Origin of the sequence: Nocardiopsis aegyptia, assembly GCF_013410755.1 — a bacterium.
Classification (GTDB): Bacteria; Actinomycetota; Actinomycetes; order Streptosporangiales; family Streptosporangiaceae; genus Nocardiopsis; species Nocardiopsis aegyptia.
On sequence record NZ_JACCFS010000001.1, the window covers coordinates 6,743,862 to 6,764,614 of the forward strand.

The 20,753-nt window shown below is 72.3% G+C and carries 25 protein-coding genes; 12 read left to right on the top strand and 13 right to left on the bottom strand.

All coding sequences use genetic code 11. The annotated features are described in order from the left end of the window. Positions 1-3: 3 nt before the first annotated feature. The 7 genes from HNR10_RS29860 to HNR10_RS29890 all read right to left on the bottom strand — a co-directional run bounded on the left by HNR10_RS29860 (position 4) and on the right by HNR10_RS29890 (position 4,750). Positions 4-723, bottom strand: coding sequence for a Mut7-C RNAse domain-containing protein (locus HNR10_RS29860; protein ID WP_179829294.1), 720 nt, complete (start codon positions 721-723; stop codon positions 4-6). Positions 724-766: 43 nt separating this feature from the next. After that, entirely contained in the window at positions 767-1,654 is an 888-nt protein-coding gene (locus HNR10_RS29865; protein ID WP_179829295.1) for a hypothetical protein, read from the bottom strand. Between the two features lie 246 nt (positions 1,655-1,900). Continuing rightward, positions 1,901-2,674 (bottom strand): SDR family oxidoreductase, encoded by a 774-nt coding sequence (locus tag HNR10_RS29870; RefSeq protein WP_179829296.1) that lies wholly within the window; start codon positions 2,672-2,674, stop codon positions 1,901-1,903. Positions 2,675-2,713: 39 nt separating this feature from the next. Then, on the bottom strand, positions 2,714-3,253 hold the full coding sequence (locus tag HNR10_RS29875; protein WP_179829297.1) for an MOSC domain-containing protein: 540 nt from the start codon (positions 3,251-3,253) through the stop codon (positions 2,714-2,716). 56 nt (positions 3,254-3,309) lie between these two features. Beyond that, positions 3,310-3,768: a GNAT family N-acetyltransferase gene (locus HNR10_RS31555; RefSeq protein WP_312889460.1), complete on the bottom strand. Its 459-nt coding sequence runs from the start codon at positions 3,766-3,768 to the stop codon at positions 3,310-3,312. Between the two features lie 155 nt (positions 3,769-3,923). Continuing rightward, positions 3,924-4,268 (bottom strand): winged helix-turn-helix domain-containing protein, encoded by a 345-nt coding sequence (locus HNR10_RS29885; protein WP_376769784.1) that lies wholly within the window; start codon positions 4,266-4,268, stop codon positions 3,924-3,926. Continuing rightward, positions 4,265-4,750, bottom strand: a complete 486-nt coding sequence (locus tag HNR10_RS29890) for a hypothetical protein (RefSeq protein WP_246406477.1) — start codon at positions 4,748-4,750, stop codon at positions 4,265-4,267. Before HNR10_RS29890 ends, HNR10_RS29885 begins: the two co-directional genes overlap by 4 nt. A 665-nt stretch (positions 4,751-5,415) precedes the next feature. Between HNR10_RS29890 and HNR10_RS29895 the strand changes: the two genes are divergently transcribed. Next, positions 5,416-5,961: a type 1 glutamine amidotransferase domain-containing protein gene (locus HNR10_RS29895; protein WP_179829299.1), complete on the top strand. Its 546-nt coding sequence runs from the start codon at positions 5,416-5,418 to the stop codon at positions 5,959-5,961. Positions 5,962-6,075: 114 nt separating this feature from the next. On the opposite strand, the gene HNR10_RS29900 is transcribed toward HNR10_RS29895, so the two are convergent. Beyond that, positions 6,076-6,189 carry a methionine/alanine import family NSS transporter small subunit gene (locus HNR10_RS29900; RefSeq protein WP_179829300.1) on the bottom strand — a complete coding sequence of 38 codons (114 nt, stop codon included), beginning with the start codon at positions 6,187-6,189 and terminating at the stop codon, positions 6,076-6,078. Next, entirely contained in the window at positions 6,189-7,754 is a 1,566-nt protein-coding gene (locus HNR10_RS29905; protein ID WP_179829301.1) for a sodium-dependent transporter, read from the bottom strand. Before HNR10_RS29905 ends, HNR10_RS29900 begins: the two co-directional genes overlap by 1 nt. Positions 7,755-8,020: 266 nt before the next feature. Between HNR10_RS29905 and HNR10_RS29910 the strand changes: the two genes are divergently transcribed. Then, positions 8,021-10,465, top strand: a complete 2,445-nt coding sequence (locus tag HNR10_RS29910) for a molybdopterin oxidoreductase family protein (RefSeq protein ID WP_179829302.1) — start codon at positions 8,021-8,023, stop codon at positions 10,463-10,465. Further along, positions 10,462-10,941 carry a hypothetical protein gene (locus HNR10_RS29915; protein ID WP_179829303.1) on the top strand — a complete coding sequence of 160 codons (480 nt, stop codon included), beginning with the start codon at positions 10,462-10,464 and terminating at the stop codon, positions 10,939-10,941. Before HNR10_RS29910 ends, HNR10_RS29915 begins: the two co-directional genes overlap by 4 nt. On the opposite strand, the gene HNR10_RS29920 is transcribed toward HNR10_RS29915, so the two are convergent. Further along, positions 10,907-11,935 carry a pirin family protein gene (locus HNR10_RS29920; protein ID WP_179829304.1) on the bottom strand — a complete coding sequence of 343 codons (1,029 nt, stop codon included), beginning with the start codon at positions 11,933-11,935 and terminating at the stop codon, positions 10,907-10,909. The two genes, HNR10_RS29915 and HNR10_RS29920, sit on opposite strands and share 35 nt — an antisense overlap. A gap of 172 nt (positions 11,936-12,107) precedes the next feature. Between HNR10_RS29920 and HNR10_RS29925 the strand changes: the two genes are divergently transcribed. The 6 genes from HNR10_RS29925 (at position 12,108) to HNR10_RS29950 (ending at position 18,337) form a co-directional block, all read left to right on the top strand. Further along, complete coding sequence (locus tag HNR10_RS29925) at positions 12,108-13,262, top strand: Gfo/Idh/MocA family protein (protein ID WP_179829305.1); 1,155 nt, start codon at positions 12,108-12,110, stop codon at positions 13,260-13,262. Continuing rightward, complete coding sequence (locus tag HNR10_RS29930; RefSeq protein WP_179829306.1) at positions 13,259-14,419, top strand: dihydrodipicolinate synthase family protein; 1,161 nt, start codon at positions 13,259-13,261, stop codon at positions 14,417-14,419. The genes HNR10_RS29925 and HNR10_RS29930 overlap by 4 nt, the downstream gene beginning before the upstream one ends. 26 nt (positions 14,420-14,445) lie before the next feature. After that, entirely contained in the window at positions 14,446-15,333 is an 888-nt protein-coding gene (locus HNR10_RS29935; RefSeq protein ID WP_179830050.1) for a sugar phosphate isomerase/epimerase family protein, read from the top strand. Between the two features lie 74 nt (positions 15,334-15,407). Beyond that, positions 15,408-16,313, top strand: a complete 906-nt coding sequence (locus HNR10_RS29940) for a 5-dehydro-4-deoxyglucarate dehydratase (RefSeq protein ID WP_179829307.1) — start codon at positions 15,408-15,410, stop codon at positions 16,311-16,313. Positions 16,314-16,315: 2 nt separating this feature from the next. Then, positions 16,316-17,404 carry a mandelate racemase/muconate lactonizing enzyme family protein gene (locus HNR10_RS29945; protein WP_179829308.1) on the top strand — a complete coding sequence of 363 codons (1,089 nt, stop codon included), beginning with the start codon at positions 16,316-16,318 and terminating at the stop codon, positions 17,402-17,404. Between the two features lie 249 nt (positions 17,405-17,653). Then, positions 17,654-18,337, top strand: coding sequence for a TRADD-N-associated membrane domain-containing protein (locus HNR10_RS29950; RefSeq protein ID WP_179829309.1), 684 nt, complete (start codon positions 17,654-17,656; stop codon positions 18,335-18,337). An 18-nt stretch (positions 18,338-18,355) separates the two neighbouring features. Here the strand turns inward: HNR10_RS29950 and HNR10_RS29955 are convergent, their stop codons facing one another. Then, positions 18,356-18,550: a hypothetical protein gene (locus HNR10_RS29955; protein WP_179829310.1), complete on the bottom strand. Its 195-nt coding sequence runs from the start codon at positions 18,548-18,550 to the stop codon at positions 18,356-18,358. A 188-nt stretch (positions 18,551-18,738) separates the two neighbouring features. Here HNR10_RS29955 and HNR10_RS29960 point away from each other — a divergent pair, with 188 nt between their 5' ends. From HNR10_RS29960 to HNR10_RS29970, 3 genes are read left to right on the top strand one after another with little or no spacing between them, the layout of a single operon-like run. After that, positions 18,739-19,485, top strand: coding sequence for a Scr1 family TA system antitoxin-like transcriptional regulator (locus HNR10_RS29960; protein WP_246406480.1), 747 nt, complete (start codon positions 18,739-18,741; stop codon positions 19,483-19,485). Beyond that, positions 19,482-19,664: a DUF397 domain-containing protein gene (locus HNR10_RS31560; RefSeq protein WP_179829312.1), complete on the top strand. Its 183-nt coding sequence runs from the start codon at positions 19,482-19,484 to the stop codon at positions 19,662-19,664. The genes HNR10_RS29960 and HNR10_RS31560 overlap by 4 nt, the downstream gene beginning before the upstream one ends. Positions 19,665-19,674: 10 nt before the next feature. After that, positions 19,675-20,139, top strand: coding sequence for a hypothetical protein (locus HNR10_RS29970; RefSeq protein ID WP_179829313.1), 465 nt, complete (start codon positions 19,675-19,677; stop codon positions 20,137-20,139). Here the strand turns inward: HNR10_RS29970 and HNR10_RS29975 are convergent. Next, a complete protein-coding gene (locus tag HNR10_RS29975; protein ID WP_179829314.1) occupies positions 20,118-20,342 on the bottom strand; it encodes a hypothetical protein in 225 nt (74 codons plus the stop codon). The two genes, HNR10_RS29970 and HNR10_RS29975, sit on opposite strands and share 22 nt — an antisense overlap. Positions 20,343-20,457: 115 nt before the next feature. Further along, positions 20,458-20,748, bottom strand: a complete 291-nt coding sequence (locus HNR10_RS29980; RefSeq protein WP_218898143.1) for a hypothetical protein — start codon at positions 20,746-20,748, stop codon at positions 20,458-20,460. Positions 20,749-20,753 lie beyond the last annotated feature (5 nt).

The following is a 20,753-nucleotide window of genomic DNA, read 5'->3' on the forward strand; positions in this document are numbered from 1 at the left end:
GGTTCAGGTGGTGTGTGCGCGGGCGCGGTCGACGATCTGGGCGAGCCTGTCGTGGTGCGCACCGGGCCAGTACACGCGCCCGCACGAGCGGCAGCGGGTGAAGGTGTCGTAGGTGGCGCGCGTGCCGGCTTCGAGGTCGCCCTGGACCTGCTGTTTGGTGGCCGGTTCGACCATGCCGTTGCAGGCCAGGCAGCGGGTGAACGGGGCCAGGGGCGGGTCGAAGCGCCGGAGGACCTCGTGGAGCTGGAGTTCGGGGTCGGTGTGGTGGACGTGGGCGCCGGCGAGCAGGCCGCGTCGGCGCAGTAGTCCGCGGTCGCGGGTGAGCAGGACGCGCTGTTCGTCGTTGGCCTGGGCGACCAGGGCGTCGTCGTCGCGGTCGTTGTCGTAGGCGGTGTCCACGCCCAGCAGGCGCAGGCGGCGCGCGAGTGTGCCCAGGTGCACGTCGAGCAGGAACCGGGTGCGGTCGAAGGGCGTGTGCTGGGGCCGGGCGGGGGCGTCGATCTCGATGGTCTGGCCGTCGGCGGGGCGGTGGGCGGCGGTGACCTCGGTGCCGTCGGCGCGCAGGCGCCCGATCTCGGTGCGGGGCACGCCCAGGGACTCGATGACGTGGCCCAGGGTGCTGGTGGCGTCGTGCTGGACGCGGACCCGGTCGACGCGGTTGCGGGGCGGCAGGAAGAAGCGGAGCTCGGGCGCGAAGCGCAGCGTCAGGCTCACCTGGTCCATCTCCTGAGGGTGCCATGGCGGGTGCGGGACGGGCCAGCGCGCCTCAGTAGCCCTCGGCGTCCTGGAAGGAACCGATCTCGTCGGGTTCGGGCACGGTGAGGTCGACGGGGGCGTCCAGGTCGAGGACCTCGTACTCGCGGTAGTTGGTCCAGGTCACCGCGGCGTCGGCCGGGACGGTCTCGGTGGACAGGGCCAGCGGTGTGCCCTTGGCCGTGGTGAACAGGACGAACTCCGTCGCTCCCTCGGCGGTCTCCAGGTGCCCGCGGAGTCGCACGGCGGGTCGCTCCTGCGGATCGGTGGTCTCCTCGCCCCGGGCGAGGCCGGGGTCGGGGGTGAAGGTGGCCCGGTCCTCCTCGGTGATGTTCCCGTGGTCGGTGATGGCCTCCAGTGCGGTGCGCACGGGGCGGAAGTCCTCCTCGTCCATGGCGTAGGCGGGGTCGTCGTGGAACCACTGGTCGGGTCCGGCGCCCCGGGAGACCACGGGGGTGCCGTCGGCCCACATGTGCACGGGGGCGGCGCCGTCTCCGGAGCGTTCCAGGAGCACGGCCGGGACGGGGTCGGTGGTGTGGGTGAACCACTGGAAGTTCACGCCGAGTGCGCGGCGGGTGTCCTCGGGCCGGTCCTGGTAGGGGCCGCTGCCGTCGCCTTCGTGGGTGATGGCGCGCAGGCGGTAGGAGGAGGCGCTCTCCAGTCGTCGCAGTGCCGCGTCGAGGAGGTCGGTGCCCTGGAGGGGGTCGGGGGCGGGGGTGTAGGAGCGTTCGGGGGGTTCGGGCATCTGCAGGGCGATGGCGGTGCCGATGACGGCCATGGCCGGGAGTGTGAGCGCGGCCAGGAGTACGGCGAGCGTTCGGGGAGTGGGGCGGCTCCTGGCGAGGCGGGCCAGTGCGGTGGCGGGGGTGCCGGGGGGAGGTGGGGTGGCCTGGCTCGGCATCGGGGCTCTCTATCGATGGGTGTGCGTACACCCATTCTGGCTCCTGCGCGTGTGTGGGCGGTGACCGGTGGTGTGACCGGAACCGGCCAGGGAGCGGGCGGGGGACCGACGGCCCACCGGCCGTTGCCCGGGTTCGTGCTGCTGGGATCCGGACCGGCGCGATCCGGTTGGTGGTCGTGCGGGCCGCGGAGCCGCGGCCACCGGGGCCTTCGGAGCGGGCGGCGGGCACGGCGCCGGGGCGCGTGCTCAGCGGGCCAGGAACTCCTCGAAGGTGATGCTGCCGACGGCGCGGTCGGGGGCCAGCAGACCGCCCTCGCGGCAGGCGTCCATCATCTGGCCCGGCACGCGCACCGGGCGCACACGCCTCCGCGGACCGCGGGCGTCGAGGTAGGCGCGGGCCAGGTCGGGCAGGGTCTCCACGCGCGGTCCGCCCATGTCGGGGACCCGTCCCGCGGGCGGGCCCTGGGCGATCTGGGCCAGGCGCGCGGCGACCTCGCCGGTGTCGATCGGCTGCAGGGGGATGTCGGGGCAGGGCAGGACGGGCAGCCGGGCCATTCGGGCGCAGATGCCCTGCACCAGGTCGTGGAACTGGGTGGTGCGCAGTACGGTCCAGCCCAGCGGACCGGCGGCGAGCGCGCGTTCGATGGTGTGCTTGGTCCGGTAGTAGCCCAGCGGGACCCGGTCCACGCCCACGATCGAGATGTAGACGAGGTGGTCGACGCCCGCGCGGCGGGCGGACCGGATCAGGTGGGTGGCCGCCTGGATGTCACCGCCTCTGGGAGTGCTGGCGCAGTGCACGACCACCTCGGCGCCCTCCAGGGCCTCGGTGAGACCGGTGCCCGTGCGCAGGTCGACGGCGTGCGCACGCGGGTCGCCCTGATCGGGGTGGCGGCTCAGGGTGCGGACCCGGTGCCCGGCGGTGCGCAGCCGTTCGACCACGGGACGGCCCAGTGTCCCGGTCGCCCCTGTGACGAGGATGCTCTTGACCGCGGCAGCGGCGCGGGGTCCGTCGTCTGTCATGGGCCAACGCTAGCACCGGGTCCGCGGCCGGGCGTGGGCTCACACGCGGGCGAGGGGGACGTGCGGGCCCCGCGGTGCGCGGACGTGGACGGCCATGCCGGGTTCGACGGTGCCGCCGGTGCGGACGATGCCCATCACACCGCCGCGCCGTACGACGGCGCCCTGTTCGTCGCGGTAGGCGACGTGTTTGAGCAGGCCGGGGGCGAAGTCGTCGATCTGGGTGCAGGGGTTGCGCAGGCCGGTCACCTCGATGACGGCCTCGCCGACGCTCAGCAGGGCGCCGGTGGGCAGGCCCAGGAGGTCGATGCCGCGCGTGGTGATGTTCTCGCCGAGCTGTCCGGGGGCGATGTCGTAGCCCGCCTCGGCGAGGGCGTCGAAGAGTTCGGCGTGGATGAGGTGGACCTGGCGCAGGTTGGGTCGGGTGGGGTCCTGGGCCACGCGGGAGCGGTGTTTGACCGTGGTGCCCATGTGCGCGTCGCCCTCGACGCCCAGGCCGGTGAGCAGGCGGATTCTTGCCTGGACGGGTTTGCTGAAGGTGTGGCGGGGGTCGGCGCTGACCGCGACGACGCAGGCCTGCATGCGGTGCTCCTGAGGGGTCGGGGGCGGGTGCGGCGGTGTGCCGCGCTGAAGGGGATTCAGCCTGACACGTCGGTGCGGGGCCCCTTCCCGCGGGGTTCGCCGCACAGGGCCAGCAGACCCGCGCGGGTGGGGCGCAGTCCGCAGGCTCCGAGGTAGAAGTCGCTCAGATGGGGTTCGAAGTCCACGTGCAGCCACTGGCAGCGGGCCGCGCGGGCGCCCTCGACCGCCGCGGCGACCAGTCCGGTGCCCACGCGCGAGCGCTGGAGGTCGGGTTCGACGGCGGTGTCGAGCAGGAAGGCGTGCGCGCCGCCGTCCCAGGCGACGTTGACGAAGCCGGCGAGCGCGGTGCCGTGGCGGGCGCACACCCAGCCCAGGCTGTGGGTGCTGACCCTGGCCCACCAGCCGGTGTCGTCGGGCGGGTGGCCGAAGGCGCGGGCGTGCAGGCCGGTGAGTTCGGAGTCGGTGAAGGGGTCGCGCCACAGGTGGCGGATGCGGGTGTCGGGTCGGTCGCTCACGGGTGTCCTCCCGAATGGGCGGCGGAGCTGGTCGGGCGGGTCGTCGCGGAAGACGTCCGACGAGCGCTTCCGCGTCCGGATCGACGATCCCCGACTTCGCACGCGGGTGGCTGGGGGCCAACGCCGACGCGGTGCCGTGCCGCGGGTTCTCGGCGTCAGGGCTGCCGGTCGACCGCCGAACTCAGCTCGCTCAGCCAGGCCAGGTGGCTCGCCAGCACCGTGCGCCCGTCCGGGGTCAGGCGGAACCATGTCTTCGGTCGGCGCCCGACCGCTCCCTTGCGGACCTCCAGCAGTCCCGCCTCCTCCAGGGTGCGGCTGTGCTTGGAGACCATCGAGTCGCTGACTTCGAGCAGCGTGCGCACGGTGGCGAAGTCGATCCAGTCGGCGCCCTGCAGGAGCGCGCACATCGCCAGCCGCGGGCCGGTCTCCAGGATCGGTCGGCGCCCGGGGGCGTCCGATTCCTGGGGGGTCTTCCCACCGGGGTCGGGCGAGGCGGTCACGGGGTGGCCCTGCCGTCCTGGATGCTGCGGCGCATGGCCGAGCGGGTGAGGACGTGCCCCACGAGCATGACCGCGGCGACGGGCACCAGGGCGGCGAGTGCCAGGCCGGTCAGGCCCCGGTCGACCAGTGCGCTGATGCCCAGGTAGCCGGCCCCCGTGGCGGCCAGGGTGGAGATCCACAGGAGTCGGGCGCCAGGGTAGGAGGTGACGCGGCGCGGCAGGTACACGCCGCTGCGTCGGCGCTGGACCACCGCGTAGACCACCGAGACCAGGACCACTCCGACAAGGGCCCACTGCAAGTAGTGGCCGCTGCCGGGCAGGAGCGAGGTCCAGATCGGCAGGCCGGCGATCAGCACGCTCGCGGCCGCGAAGAGGATCCAGTAGGCGAGGGGGAGTTCGGTGTGGGCGGCGAGCCTGCGGCGGGCTTCGGCGACCTGCTCGAGGTCGGGATGGTCGGCCATGGTGCTCTCCTCGATCGTCATCTACTTTCTAAATGGAAAGTAGATGCCACGAGGGGGCTATGTCAAGCGCGGCCGGGACGCAAAGCCCGCGGGAAACTCCGGGCTACGCTGAGGGCCGGTCAGGGCCGCAGGTGGTCGCAGAACCCGGTCCACCGCAGCCGTTCGGGCAGGTGGGACGTGTCGTTGAAGACCATGACCGAGGCGGGGGCGTCGGGCGGGCAGCGGATGACGGTGAGCGCGGCATGGCCCGGGGCTGGCTCGCCCAGCGCCAGGGCGGGGCCAGGATCTCGTTCGGCGGCCGGTCGGGCGTGGACGAACGCGGTGACGGCCTCGGCGTGCTCGGGGGTGGTTCGTCACGGCCGGGCACGTGCGGGACGTAGTCGCCGACCTCCTCGCCAGGGCGGGCGGTGAGTCCGGGGATCCGGTCGGCGACCAGGCGGGCGGTCTGGAACACCGCCTGTTCGCGGCTCCCGAGGGAGAGGGCGCCGGTTTCGACGTCGGCTTCGGCGTGGCGGGCCAGGTACGGATAACGGGTCGCGGCCATGGGTCCCTCCGTGGTGGGTGTGAGGGATCGGACCCGGGTGGGGGCGCGGTGGTTCGGGTGAGGTCCCGCCTGGCCGGGTAGGGGCGCGGGTGTGGCACCGGGTGCATCAGCGGTGCCCGTGAACCGATGACGAGGGGGAGCCATGGCTGGCACGCTCACCGGCCGCCGGGTCGCGATCCTGGCGGCGGACGGTGTGGAACAGGTCGAGCTCGTCGAGCCGAGGAAGGCGCTGGAGGACGAGGGCGCGCAGACGGAGCTGGTCTCGCTGAAGGAGGGGAGCATCCAGGCGATGAACGGCGACATCGCCCCGGCCGACCGGTTCACCGTGGACCGGCGGGTCCTGGACGCGCAGGTCGGCGACTACGACGCCCTGATGGTCCCGGGCGGAACGGTCAATCCCGACAACCTGCGCAAGAACTCCGACGCGGTGCGTTTCGTGCGCGGGTTCGTGGAGGAGGGCAAGCCGGTCGCCGCGATCTGCCACGGGCCGTGGGTGCTGGTCGAGGCGGACGTGGCGCGCGGGCGCACCCTGACCTCCTACCCGAGCCTGCGCACCGACCTGCGCAACGCCGGGGGCGAGGTGGTGGACGAGGAGGTGGTCACCGACCAGGGCGTGACCACGAGCCGCAGCCCCGACGACCTGCCCGCGTTCTGCGAGCGGATCGTGAGCGAGATCGCGAAGTCCTAGCGGCGCGCGGCGCCACCGCACGCGTGTCCGCCGGGACGCGCCGGCCGGTGCCCGCCGCGACTCGACGCACGTGGGGCGGCCGACAGTGTCGGCCGCCCCACGGTGGTGCGGGTGCTACTCCTGGTCGGAGTCCTCGGGGTGGGCGCGCAGGTTGAGCACGGCCGCGAGCAGGCCGCCCCACAGCACGACGATGAACACGATCATCATGGCGATGGCACTGACGGACATCAGCGTCCCCCTTCCTCGTTGGTGGACGGGCCCGGCACGGTCCCGGCGGCCTCATCCCGCGCGTCGTCCGCGGCGAGCTGGTCCGCGCGCTTCCACGGGACGAGCGAGACGACGACACCGAAGACGATGGCGCCGATCGCCACGCCCCATCCGGCGGTGAGCAGGAAGGACATGCTGTAGCCCTCGTAGGCCTCGGCCAGTTCCGAGCGCAGGCTGTCCCACATCATGAAGCCCAGCAGGACGGGCGTGATCACGCCCAGGCACACGCGCCACCACAGCGCGAGCCGGATGGTCGAGGTGGCGTTGGCGTGGCGCTCGAAGTAGGGCAGCTTGCGCACGACCCAGCCGAAGACGACCACCATCACGAGTCCGGCCAGCGCGATGCCGTACTGGTTGATGAAGTGGTCGGCGGCGTCGAGCAGGTAGAGGCCCTCGTGGGTCGGGAAGAGCAGGATCGAGGCCAGCGCGGTCGCGCCGCCCACCACGAGCACGGTCGGCACGCGGCCCAGCCCGGTGCGGTCCTGCACGGCGGAGACGATCACCTGGACGATGCTGATCAGGGAACTGAGCCCGGCCACCACCAGGGAGGCGAAGAACAGCACGCCGAACAGCCCCCCGGCCACCGGCAGCGTGGAGATGATCTGCGGGAAGGCGACGAAGGCCAGACCGGGTCCGGCCTGGACGACCTCGTCCACGCCCACGCCCGCGGCGTTGGCCATGAAGCCCAGCGCGGCGAAGACGCCGATGCCGGCCAGGAGCTCGAAGGAGCTGTTGGCCAGGCCCGCGGTGACGGCGGTGCCGGTCAGGTCGGCCTTGCGCTTGAGGTAGGAGGCGTAGGTGACCATGATGGCGAAGCCGATGGACAGCGAGAAGAAGATCTGGCCGTAGGCCTGGATCCACACCTTTCCGCTGAGCATGGCGCCCCAGTCCGGGGCGAAGAGCGCGTCCAGGCCCTGCGCGGCCCCGTCCAGGGTCAGCGCCTGCACGACCAGGATCAGGAACAGCACCACGAGCAGCGGGATGAAGACCTTGTTGGCCTTCTCCACGCCCTGGCGGATGCCCAGGGCCAGGATGGCCAGGACGATCACCCACACGCCCACCAGCGGCCAGGCCACTCCGGCGACGTAGCCGGAGACCATGCCGGGCGCTTCGCCCAGCTCCAGGAAGTCCCCGTAGAAGAACGCCTCGGGGTCCTCGCCCCACTGCTGGCCCACCGAGAAGAACGCGAAGCGCGCCGCCCAGGCGATGATGACCGCGTAGTAGGTGGCGATGACGAAGCAGACGGCGACCTGCCACCAGCCGATGACCTCGGCGGGGCGGGTGATGCGCCGGTAGGACAGTGGCGCCGACGAGCGGTAGCGGTGCCCGATGGCGTATTCGAGGATGAGCAGCGGAATGCCCGCGGTCAGCAGGGCGATGAGGTAGGGCACGAGGAACGCACCGCCACCATTGTCGTAGGCGATGTAGGGGAATCGCCAGATGTTGCCCAGTCCGACGGCCGATCCGATCGCCGCCAGCAGGAATCCCGCGCGCGTCCCCCACTGCTCGCGAGGCTGTTGGACCATGTTCAGGTCTCCTAAATCATCCCGTAGTTCGCGATCCGCACCGTAGCAGGAGTTGGCCTGAAGAGCATCGTTGGACTCGAGCGGTTCGCAGGTTGACGCGCCGACGCGGACGTTTTGGCCTGTTCTGTCCAGGGCGGGGGGAGGGGGCGGATCAAGACCGACTTGACGCGCGTCTTCAGTCCCGCTGCTCGCGGCGCACCGTTTGCGGGTCGGGGCCCTGGGTAGCCGCTTCAGGCGTACCCACCGCTGCGAGGGGATGGTTCCCGATGGCGTTCAAGGACCGGATCGCGCACCCCTGGGGTTCACGGACCCCCTACGGGCCCGGGCAGGAGTGGCCGGCCAGGGTCGACGGCCACCTCGCCGAGGGGGTCGCGCCCCAGGACGTGGACCGCTGGGTGCAGTCGGCGACGATCCTGCACTCCAACGGCGACGCCCTGGACATCGCGGTCAAGGACGACCGCGTCGTCGGTGTGCGCGGCCGGGCCGTCGACCGGGTCAACCGCGGGCGCCTGGGCCCCAAGGACCTGTTCGGATGGCAGGCCCACCAGTCCGCCGACCGCCTCACCCGCCCGCTCGTGCGCCGGGACGGCGCCCTGGTCGAGACCGACTGGGACACCGCCATGGACGTGGTGGTGCGGCGCAGCCGGGAACTGCTCGACGAGCAGGGCCCCAGCGCCCTGGCCTTCTACACCAGCGGCCAGCTGTTCCTGGAGGAGTACTACACGCTCGCGGCCATCGGGCACGGGGCGATCGGCACCAACCACATGGACGGCAACACCCGGTTGTGCACGGCCACCGCGGCGGCGGCGCTGAAGGAGTCGTTCGGGTGCGACGGCCAGCCGGGGTCGTACTCCGACATCGACCACGCCGACGTCATCGCCCTGTACGGGCACAACATGGCCGAGACGCAGACCGTCCTGTGGTCCCGGGTGCTGGACCGCCTCGCGGGGTCCGACCCGCCGCGGCTGCTGTGCGTGGACTGCCGGCCCACGCCGGTGGCGCGCGAGGCCACGCTGCACCTGGCGCCCCTGCCGGGGACCAACCTGGCGCTGATGAACGCCCTGCTGCACGAGATCATCCGCCGCGACCTGGTCGACCACGACTACGTCCAGGCGCACACCGTCGGCTACCAGGACCTGGTCGAGCGGGTGGCCGACCACACGCCCGAGGTCGCCGAGCGGATCTGCGGGGTCCCGGCCGGGCGCATCCGGGAGGCGGCCGAGCTGCTGGGCGGGGCGCGGCGGCTGCTGTCGACGGTGCTCCAGGGCTTCTACCAGTCCCACCAGGCGACCGCGGCGGCCGTGCAGGTCAACAACGTGCACCTGGTGCGCGGCATGCTCGGCCGGCCCGGCGCGGGCGTCCTGCAGATGAACGGCCAGCCCACGGCGCAGAACACGCGCGAATGCGGCGCCGACGGCGACCTGACGGGCTTTCGCAACTGGAGCAACGACGAGCACGTGGCGGAGCTGGCGAAGGTGTGGAACCTGGACACGCTGCAGATCCCGCACTACGGGCCGCCCACGCACGCGATGCAGATCATGCGCTACGCCGAGACCGGTTCGGTGCGCCTGCTGTGGGTGAGCGCGACCAACCCGGCGGTGTCGCTGCCCGACCTGCACCGGATCCGTGCGCTGCTGGCGCGCCAGGGGCTCTTCCTGGTCGTGCAGGACATCTTCGCGACCGAGACCACCGAACTCGCCGACGTGGTGCTGCCCGCCGCGACCTGGGGCGAGAAGACGGGGACGTTCACCAACACCGACCGGACGGTGCACCTGTCGGAGCGGGCCGTGGACCCGCCCGGCGAGGCTCGCGCGGACCTGGACATCTTCCTGGACTACGCGCGGCGGATGGACTTCCGTGACAGGGACGGCGCGCCCTTCCCGCAGTGGCACGACGCGGAGTCGGCCTTCGAGGCGTGGAAGCGGGCCAGCGCGGGACGGCCGTGCGACTACACCGGCCTGACCTACGCCGGGCTGCGGGGCGGCAGCGGTGTGCAGTGGCCCTGCACCGCCGAGCGGCCCGGGGGCACCGAGCGGCTCTACACCGACGGCCGTTTCTGGGCCGCGCCCCAGGAGTGCGAGAGCTACGGCCGCGACCTGGTCACCGGCGCACCGGTGGAACCCGTGGAGTACGCGGCGATGAACCCGTTCGGGCGGGCGATCATCAGGGCCGCGGAGTACCTGCCGCCGCACGAGGAGCCGGACGGGCAGTACCCCTTCGCGCTCGTGACCGGCCGCACGCTCTACCACTTCCACACCCGCACCAAGACCGGGCGGGTGCCACAGCTGAGCAGGGCCGCCCCCGAGGTGTGGGTGGAGATCGCCGAGTCCGACGCCCGCGAGGCCGGGATCGGCGAGGGCGACCTGGTCGAGGTCGCCTCGCCCCGGGGCGCGGTGCGGGCACGGGCCAGGATCAGCGGGATCCGGCCGGGCGTGCTGTTCGTCCCCTTCCACTACGGCTACTGGGACGCGCGGGGCCAGGACCGGGACCGGGCGGCCAACGAGATGACCGTCACCGACTGGGACCCGGTGTCCAAGCAGCCGCTGTTCAAGACCTCGGCCGCGCGGTTGCGGCTGCTGCGCCCCGCCGACGGCCGGTCGGCGCCGGCGCCGACCACGACGGCCTCCCGCCCGGTCGCCGACGGGGTCCCCGCCACCACGGGAGGCCCGGAGGGCCTGTGCCAGGAGGACGTGGGAGGGGGTGCGCGATGAGGATCGGTGTGGCGCTGCGCGAGGTGCAGCGCTCCGAGGCCGGGCTCGCCGTCGAGCTGCGCCGGATGGCCGACGAGTACCAGGACGAGGTCGAGATCCACCACGTGGCACAGGACCTGGCCCGCTGGTCCGACGAACACGTGCACGAGCTGGCCGCCGCCGCGGCCCGCCACGGCGAGGACAGCGAGACGCTCGCCGGTCCGGGCCGGGCAGGGCCCGGGTCGCCCCCGGACGCGGGCGGACTGCTCGCGGCCGGCTCCGATCCGGGCCTGGCGCTGCTGGCGGACCTGCGACGGCTGTACCTGGCCGCCGCGGGCGTCTCGGTGGACTGGGAGCTGCTCGGCCAGGGGGCGCAGGCGGTCAAGGACGCCGAACTCCTGGAGCTGAGCGGGCGGTGCCACCCGCGGACGCTGCGGCAGATGAACTGGGCCAACGCGATGCTCAAGGTCCTGTCCCCGCAGGTGTGGGCGCGCTGACCGCCCGGCGCCGGACGCGGGAGCCCTGACGCCTACCGGCGGTGCCGGGGGCGGGCAGCGGCGGTCCCTCGTCCCCGGTGACGGGGGCGAACCGGGGCGCGGTGCCCGGGTCGACGCGCTCGGCCTCCCAACGGGTGCGCGCGGCCACGATCTCGTCGTGGTCGCGGCCCACGAAGTTCCACCACATCACCAGGTCCTCGGCGAAGGGCTCCCCGCCGATCACCAGCAGGTGGGCGTCCTGGTCGGTGTGCAGGCCGACCTGGGCGCGCCCGGGGTCCAGGTAGAGCAGGGAGCCGGCCTCCACACGGTGTCCGAGCGCGTGGACGGGGGCGTCCAGGGCCAGGACGCCGTGCTCGAAGGCGGGGTCCAGGGGGAGGTCGAAGCGGGCGCCCGCGGGCAGCACCACCTCGGCGCCCATGAGCGGGGTGTGGACGCGGGCGGGGGAGCGGTGGCCCGCGACCTCGCCGGCGATCACCGTCACGCGCGCGTCCCGCGCCTCCCACACGGGCAGGTCGGCGTGGTGCTCGAAGCGGGGCGCGCCCGCGCGGTCGGCCTCGGGCAGGGCCACCCACAGCTGGGCGCCGTGCAGGAGCGGGGGCGCCTGGTCGGGGGTGCGCTCGGAGTGGGCGATGCCGTCCCCGGCGGTCATGAGGTTGAGCTGTCCGGGCCGCACGAGCTGGTCGGAGCCCAGTCCGTCCTGGTGGCGGACGTGGCCGTGCACCAGCCAGCTGACCGTCTGCAGGCCGATGTGGGGGTGCGGCGGGACCTGCATGCCGCCCCGGGCGCCGACGTCGGTGGGGCCGTAGACGTCGGCGAAGCACCACGCGCCGATCATGCGCCGGTTCTTGCCGGGCAGGGCGCGGCGCACGGTCATGGCGCGGGGGCCGCCCAGAGGGACCTCGCGCGGCTGTAGGAGTTCGGTGCCCGGTGCGGGGTCCGCGCCGCGGGCGGTGCACACGCGCTGTTCGGCGGGGTGGTCTTCGAGGTTGCTCACCCCGGTGACGCTACCGACAGGGCGCCGTGACCGGTACCAGGACGGGCCGGTGTCGCGCGTGCGCACGGGCGGTGGCGGGGCCACACGCGCAGGTCGAAGGTCCCTCTGGTGCGGAGGGGGTGGTTTGCCGTACGATGGAAAGCGCTTACCTACTGAGAGGTGGAAAAGACACATGCGTGATCACGTGCTTGGTGTCGCCATGAACGGCGTCACCGGACGCATGGGGTACCGGCAGCACCTGACCCGGTCGATCCTCGCCATCCGTGAGGCGGGCGGCGTCGCCCTGCCCGACGGGTCCCGGATCATCCCCGAGCCGGTCCTGGTGGGCCGCAACGAGCGCAAGCTGAGCGAGATCGCCGAGCGCCACGGCATCGAGCGCTGGACCACGGACCTGGACTCCGTACTGTCCGACGACGGCATCTCCGTGTACTTCGACGCGCAGATCACGCACGCCCGCGAGGCCGCCGTACGCGCCGCCATCGCCGCGGGCAAGCACATCTACGTCGAAAAACCCACCGCGAGCACCCTCAGCGCCGCCCTGGAACTGGCCAAGCTCGCGCGGGACGCGGGCGTGCGCAACGGCGTGGTGCAGGACAAGCTCTTCCTGCCCGGACTGCTCAAGCTGCGCCGCCTCATCGACTCCGGCTTCTTCGGCGAGATCCTGTCCATCCGCGGCGAGTTCGGCTACTGGGTCTTCGAGGGCGACTGGCAGCCCGGCCAGCGCCCCAGCTGGAACTACCGCGCCGAGGAGGGCGGCGGCATGGTGCTGGACATGTTCCCGCACTGGCACTACATCCTGGAGCACCTCTTCGGTCCCGTGCGCGCCGTCACCGCGAAGGTGGCCACGCACATCCCCCGGCGCTGGGACGAGAACGGCGAGCCCTACCAGGCCACCGCCGACGACTCCGCCTACGGCATCTTCGAGCTCGAGGGCGGTGTCATCGCCCAGATCAACTCCTCCTGGAACGTGCGCGTGGCCCGCGACGAGCTGGTGGAGTTCCAGGTCGACGGCACCCACGGCAGCGCCGTGGCGGGCCTGCGCTCCTGCCGCGTCCAGCACCGCTCGGCCACGCCCAAGGCGGTCTGGAACCCCGACCTGGCCGACGACGGCCGCTACCGTGAACAGTGGGAGCAGGTGCCCGACAACACCGAGTTCCCCAACGGGTTCCGCGCCCAGTGGGAGAACTTCCTCCAGCACGTGGTCACCGGCGCCCCCTTCCCGCACGACCTGCTCTCGGGAGCCCGCGGCCTGCAGATGGCCGAGGCCGGCCTGCGCTCGGCCGCCGAGGGCCACACCGTGGAACTGGACGAGGTCACCCTGTCATGAACACCCTGAGACTGCCCACCGACGACGGGCGGATCGAGGCCTACACCCTGCGCGGCACGCCCGTGGCGGCCACGCCCCTGCCCCCGGCCCGCACCCGTACCGCCTACGCGGCGGCCCACGTGGTCGCCGACCCCGCCCGCCCCAACGCCCCCGGCACCCCCGCGGCCGTGGACTGGGAGGCCACGCTGGCCTTCCGCCACCACCTGTGGGACCAGGGGCTGGGCGTGGCCGACGCCATGGACACCGCCCAGCGCGGCATGGGCCTGGACTGGGCGGCCACCGCCGAGCTCATCCGCAGGTCCGGCGCGCAGGCCGCCGAGCGCGGCGCCGCCCTGGCGTGCGGTGTGGGCACCGACCAGATCGAATCTTCGCAGACCGACCTGGAAAGCGTTATCACGGCGTATGAGGAGCAGCTGGACGTCGTCCAGGGAGCCGGGGCCACCCCCGTCCTGATGGCCTCCCGCGCGCTGGCCGCCTCCGCGCAGGGGCACGACGACTACGCCCGCGTGTACGGCCGGCTGCTCAAGCGGGCCGAGCGCCCGGTGATCCTGCACTGGCTGGGCACCGCGTTCGACCCGGCCCTGGCCGGCTACTGGGGCCACACCGACCCCGCCGAGGCGATCGAACCCGTCGCCGAGCTCATCGCCGAACACGCCCACGCCGTGGAGGGCATCAAGGTCTCCCTCCTGGACGCCTCCCTGGAGGTGCGCCTGCGCCGCCTCCTGCCCGAGGGCGTGCGGCTCTACACCGGAGACGACTTCAACTACCCGGACCTGATCCAGGGCGACGACCAGGGCCACTCCCACGCCCTGCTGGGCATCTTCGCCGCCATCGCGCCCGCCGCCGCCCGGGCGCTGGCCGCCCTGGACGAGGGCGACACCGACCGCTACCGGTCCCTGATGGAGCCCACCGTCCCCCTGGCCCGGCACCTGTTCGCCGCCCCCACCTTCTACTACAAGGCCGGTATCGCCTTCCTGTCCTGGCTCAACGGCCACCAGAAGGGCTTCCACATGGTGGGCGGTCTGCACAGCGCCCGCGACCTGCCCCACCTGGGCCAGGTCGTGCGCCTGGCCGACGCGGCCGGGGCGCTCAGCGACCCCGAGCTGGCCGTGGCGCGGATGCGCGCCCTGCTCGAGGTGTCGGGGGTGGACCAGTGACCGCCACCGCCCCGGGTTCGGGACCGATCACCCCCACCGCGGTGGACCTGCCCTCCGGCCGGGCCGCCGCGGTGCCCACCCCGGTGCCCGGCGATCCCGCGCTGGCCCGGCTCTCCCTCAACCAGGCCACCGTCAAGTACTGGAACCTCGTCCAGGCGGTGGACGGCTGCCTGCGGGCCGGGCTGCCCGCCATCGGTGTGTGGCGCGAACCGGTGGCCGAGATGGGGCTGGCCGAGGCCGCCCGGCTGGTCCGCCGCTCGGGTCTGCGCGTGTCCTCCTACTGCCGGGCGGGCTTTCTGACCCGGCCCGACCGGGCCGAGGCGCTGGAGGACAACCGCCGCGCGATCGACGAGGCCGCCGAACTCGGCGCGCCCTGCCTGGTCATGGTGGTGGGCGGGCTGCCCGAGGGCGAGCGCGACCTGGCCGCGGTGCGCGAGCGCATGGTCGAGGTGCTGGCCGAGCTGGTGCCCTACGCCCTGGAACGCGGTGTGCGCCTGGCCCTGGAGCCACTGCACCCGATGTTCTGCGCCGACCGCGCCGTGCTCTCCACCCTGGGCCAGGCGCTGGACATCGCCGAGCGCTTCGACGCCGAGGCGGTGGGCGTGGTCGTCGACGCCTACCACGTGTGGTGGGACCCCCAGGTGTACGCCCAGATCGCCCGGGCCGGCGCGGGCGGGCGCATCGCCTCCTTCCAGGCGTGCGACTGGGAGCTGCCGATCCCCTCCGACGCGCTGCTGGGCCGGGGCATGGTCGGTGACGGCCACGCCGACGTGCGCGGGCTGCGCGAGGCCGTGGACGCGGCGGGCTACACCGGCGACATCGAGGTGGAGATCTTCAACGAGCGCGTCTGGTCGGCCGACGGCGACGAGGTGATCGCGACGGTGGCGCGCCGGCACGTGCAGTACGTCCTGTGAGAGGGCCGGGGGCGCACGCCCTCGGCCGACCCCCCGGGCCCGTCGACCGCACGGGCCCACGAGCGAGGAGTGCCATGAACTTCGACGGAATCCTGTTCTTTCCCCTGACGCCCTTCGACGGCCGGGGCCGGGTCGACGAGGACGTGCTGGCCGAGCACGTGGACTCGGGGGTCGGGCACGGCGCGGGCGGTGTGTTCGCGGCGTGCGGGACCGGGGAGGTGCACGCCCTCTCGGCCGTGGAGCACGCGGCCGTGGTGCGCCGGTCGGTCCAGGTGACCGCGGGGCGGGTGCCCGTGGTGGCGGGGGCCGGCGGCAGTGTGGGCACGGCGATCGAGCAGGCCGCCTCCGCCCGTGAGCTGGGGGCGGACGCGGTCCTGCTGTTGCCGCCCTATCTGGTGGGCGCCCCGCAGCGGGGCCTGGTGGAGTACGTGCGCACGGTGACCTCGGCGGTGGACATCCCGGTGATCGTCTACCAGCGCGGGTCGATGGTGTTCACGCCCGAGAGCGCGGCCGAGCTGGCGGCGATCCCGAACGTGGTGGGGCTCAAGGACGGGACGGGCGACCTGGGGCGGGTGCGCCAGATCGTGCTGGCCGTGCGCGCGGTGCGCGGCGAGGCGTTCACGTTCTTCAACGGGCTGCCCACGGCGGAGCTGACCGTGCCGGCCTACAGCGCGGTGGGTGTGCCGCTCTACTCCTCGGCGGCGTTCGCGTTCGTGCCGGAGGTCGCCAACGCCTACTTCACCGCGGTGCACGCCGGCGACCCGTTGGCCGACACCCTCACGCGCGAGTTCTTCGAGCCCCTGGTGCGTCTGCGCGACCGGGTGCCGGGGTACGCGGTCTCGCTGGTCAAGGCGGGGGCGCGGCTGCGCGGGGTGGACGTGGGCGGGGTGCGCGCCCCGTTCGTGGACCCGACCCCCGAGGAGGAGACCGCCCTGGCCGGGCTGATCGAGACCGGCCTGTCACTGGTCAAGGAGGGCTGAGCGTGCGTGTGAGCGGGGTGTCGGCCCGTGCCTTCCGGCTGCCGCTGCACCGTGCCTGGGACGGGGGTGTGGACCGCAACGACCTGGTCGTGGTGCGGGTCCGCACCGACACCGGGCAGGTGGGGACGGGGTTCGCGTGGACCCCGCTGATCGGTGCGCGGGCGGTGGAGGCGCTGGTCAACGACGACTGCCCCGCGGCGCTGGTGGGTCGTGAGGCCCACCCGGCGCTGTGGGAGGAGCTGGTCTGGCACCTGCGTGAGGCGGGCACGAGCGGTCTGACGCTCATGGCGGTGGCGGGCATCGACATCGCCCTGTGGGACCTGCGGGCGCGCGCGGCGGGGGAGAGCCTGGTCGAGGCGGTGGGGCGCCGGCGTGCGTCGGTGCCCGCCTACGGCAGCGGGGTGAACCTGGACTATCCGTTGGCGGACCTGGAGGAGCAGGTGCGGCGGTGGCTGGCGGCCGGGCACAGCGCGGTCAAGATCAAGGTGGGCTCGGCGGAGCTGTCCCGTGACGTGGAGCGCGTGGGCGCCGTGCGCGAGCTGTTGGGTCCGGACGGGGTCTTGATGGTGGACGCCAACCAGCGCTGGGACGTGCCGACGGCGGCGCGGGCGCTGGCGGCGCTGGCGGACTTCGATCCGTTCTTCGTCGAGGAGCCGCTGCCGGCGCAGGATCTGGAGGCGCACGCGCGGCTGCGCGAGCGCACGGGGGTGCCGTTCGCGATCGGTGAGAACCTGCGCACGGTCCAGGAGTTCGAGCGGGCGGTGGAGCTGGGGGTGGTGGACGTGGCCCAGCCCAACGTCGTGCGGGTCGGGGGGATCACCCCGTTCCTGCGCATTGCGGAGTCGATGGCGCGCCGGGGGGTGCCGGTGGCTCCGCACCTGTTGCCCGAGCTGTCGGGTCAGTTGGCGCTGTGCCTGCCCCGGGTGGCGATGGTCGAGGAGATCGATCGGGCCTCCTTCGCCGAGCTGGGCGCGTTGGCCCGCCCCAGCGGAGTGGAGTTCGACCGGGGGCGGGTGCGGGCCGACACCGGGCCCGGCCACGGCCTGGTGTTCGCCGACACGCTCACACCGGTCGCCGACCACTTCCCCTAGCACTGGTGGTGCGGCCGGCGGTGCGGGGCGTCCTCCTTGTGGGGGCGCCCCGGTCCTGTAAAAACACCACCCGCTCTGGGTCCGGTGCAGTTCACGCTGGACGTGACGTAGCAGCCCAGGAACGACGCGGAGGGGTCCCTGTTCCGTGGGACCCCTCCGCCGTGTGCGGGAGCATATCGGGTCGCCTGCGCCGTAACCGGGGCTACCCTGAGGCTCATCGATACACCTCTAGCGGCAGCAGGGGACCCCATGGCGGAGACGACGGACCGGCCGGACGACGAGCCCGAAGACAGCAGGCCCGACGAGTCGGGCGGCGTGGACAACACATCGGTGGTCGTTACCGGCGGTGCCACTGCCAACATTCAAATTGGCGGCTACCTTACGACGACCAAGAGGGAGCACCCGCCGAAGTCCAAGAGCTTGGCCGAGCAGCGTCAAGAGCTGTACTTTGACCTGCTGAACAAGCAACAGACCGACTACTTCGACTCCTGGCGTCAGGATCGCAAGCACGCCAACGTGGCCTTCTGGGCAGCTGTGGTCCTCATGCTGGCCAGCTGGCTTGTCCTGCTGGCCGGTGGTGCCATGTCCTTGATCCAGGGCGACTTGCAGCCGCTGGCGGCAGCAAGTCTTCCGGGTGTTCCCTTCGCAGCTGTCGGGACAGGGTTGGCACTGTACGCACGCAAGGCCAAGGCGGACACGAACGCGCGAGCTGATCGAGTCGAGGATCAGATCACCAAGAGCCATGCTCTACAGACAGCCCTCACCCTGGTAGACGAGTTCGAAGACCCCGATAAGCGTGACAACATGCGCGTCACAGTTGTAATGCAGACCATGGGCTTGCAGCCCAACCCCGACACAGTCACTGACCGCCTCATCTCCGAAACCGGCGTTGACCTCAAGGGCGAGATCGAGCCGGGCGGCTCCAAGCCTTGACGGCCGGGGAGTGCCCGCTCAAGGCGACCCGGTCACGAGTCCGGCGCGCTGCCGCACGAGCTGGTTGACGCACTCTGCGGGGTCGGTGACGGACACCCGCACCCGGGGCGTGGTGACGCCGAGGAACGTGTACTGGTTGTCGACCACCCGCACGGCCGCCTGGCCCAGGTACGGGTCACAGCACAGGGTGGGGGTCAGCTCGCCCTCGTACACGGTGACGGCGAGCTTGCTGCTTAGCTGCCGCTCGGCCAGGGCCCGTGTTGGAGGTCGCGCAGGTAGGTAACGCGCGTGTCTTCAAGTTCCATGGGGCCAGCGTCCCGCTACCTGCGGTGTTGGGCCACGTATTGACGACTTCGCGGAAACACCGGGCGCGGGCGGGCAACGCAGTGTACAACAATTCCATGACTGCCCCTCTCGGATTCCCCGCCGTGCTTGCCCGGTACCTGGAACTGTCCGGCCTGACCCAACGAGCCCTGTCCGCCAGGTCGCGCGTCTCGCCCGCGTCGCTGTCGCGTTACCTGTCCGGGAAGACGAGGCCGTCCCGTGGCGCTGTCGCCGCTCTGGACACCGCCCTCGGCGCCAACGGGGCGCTGCTCGCCGCGTGGGAGAACACCGTCACCGACGACCTGCCCCCGTTCCTGCTTGACGTGGACGTGCTGGAGCGGGAGGCGGTCCGTATCGACCTGGTGTCCCCGCTTGCGGTCCCCGGTCTGCTCTGGTGTCCGTCATACGCCGAACTCGCCTATGAGGCGGGCCGCAGGGTCCGCGACGTCCGGCGTCTCGCACAGCTGCGATCCGAGAGGCTGGGACAGCTCTCCGCGAAAGTCTCCGCCGTCTTCCCGCTGGCCGCGCTGACCCACGCTCCCGACGACGTCCGCGCCGAGCAGGTGGCGCACCTGTTGGACCTGCCCGACCGCGTGCGCGTCCACCTGCTCCCCGAGGGGACCATCCTGATGGGGTTCCCCGGACCATTCCAGGTGTTCAAGCTCCCCGAGGGTCGGGAGGTCGCCGTCTCGGACCACCTGGAGGGTTCCCAGGTACACCCCGACTCCGCGCTCCCCCGGACGCGCGAGCTGGTACGCGATGCCCTGGCGCTAGCATTGCCCCCACAGACGAGCATGGTTGAACTGCGGAGGATGGCAGCGTGAGCGACGGCGACTGGTTCAAGAGTTCCTACAGCGGGTCGTCCCCGAACTGTGTTGAGTGCCGGGGTCAGGCCGGGGTCACCGAGATGCGGGATTCCAAGAATCCGGCCCACGCAACCCTTGCGCTGCCCGCCGACCAGTGGGCGGGGCTGTTGGCCACCGTGCGCGCCGACCAGCTCTAACATTCAGGTCATGGCGACCCCTGAAAAGCCGTGCGTGTGCGGCACCTACGAAGTTCTGATCCCCCAGCACACCAACGACCACGGCGACGCCATCTGGAGTCGCGAGTCCACCGACTGCTCGGGCACCACCAAGAGCACCTACACACCCGGCCAGGATGCGGTCCTAAAAAAGCTGCTCGTGGGAGCCGGGGTGGACGACCATCCAGTGCGCTGGTCGGACGGTGAGACTGTGATCGCCAAGGCGGCCGAGCGGTGGGCCGCAGACCTGGGTTGGGCCGACGCCGTCCGGGCCGAGATCGAGCGCAAGCGCGCACGCTGCCCGGACGCACACGCCCCGGACGCCCTTCTCTTGGGTCTCCGGGGCTTTCTCGTGTGCGGGGCGGATGCCGGGCCGGGGTGTCCGAGGCGCTCGGAGGCCCCGCCAGCGGCCGAGGAGGGGGAGCATCCAGCCCGTCAGGATTCAGACCCGGCGTAAGCGGCGAAGTGGTAGGGGCAGCGGGTGTACAGGTACCCCTCCGCGAACAGGGCGTGGTGGATCTTGGTGACCATCATCTGATCGGCGGGCAGGACGTCCCCGCATGCGGTGCACCCCCAGGGGACAGTGGTGTCCCGGTCGGGGAACACCTCGCTCAGGACGCCGGGCTGGTCGTATTCGATCAGGTCTCGCTCTTCTGTCACGCCTGCGCTTCTCTCTGGCTGTGTTCACCCTCAGCATGCCGGAGGGGCAGGGATTCCACCACACCCCTGTGATCACGGTCACCACGGGCGGGCGCGTGGCATTTAGAGGGGCCGGTCAGGCCCCGATACGCCTGTCGGTGAGGATGCCGAAGATGTAGGACGGCCCTTGGAGGTCTTGGAGCTGCCCGGGGCCGCTCAGGGGCATGAGTGCGTGCGCCCTGGCGAAGTCGGTGCGAGGGAGGATGCGATTGGTGTTGGCAAGGTGGACCTGCCCGTGCCGGACGTCGTAGCTGAACGGAATACCCCTCTTGGTGTGGAACACCTGACCCGAGCATGCCTCGATGCTGCGCCAGACGCTTTCAAACGTTGCCATGGGGATTCTGCCCTCTGCCGCTGCTGTCTTCATTCATG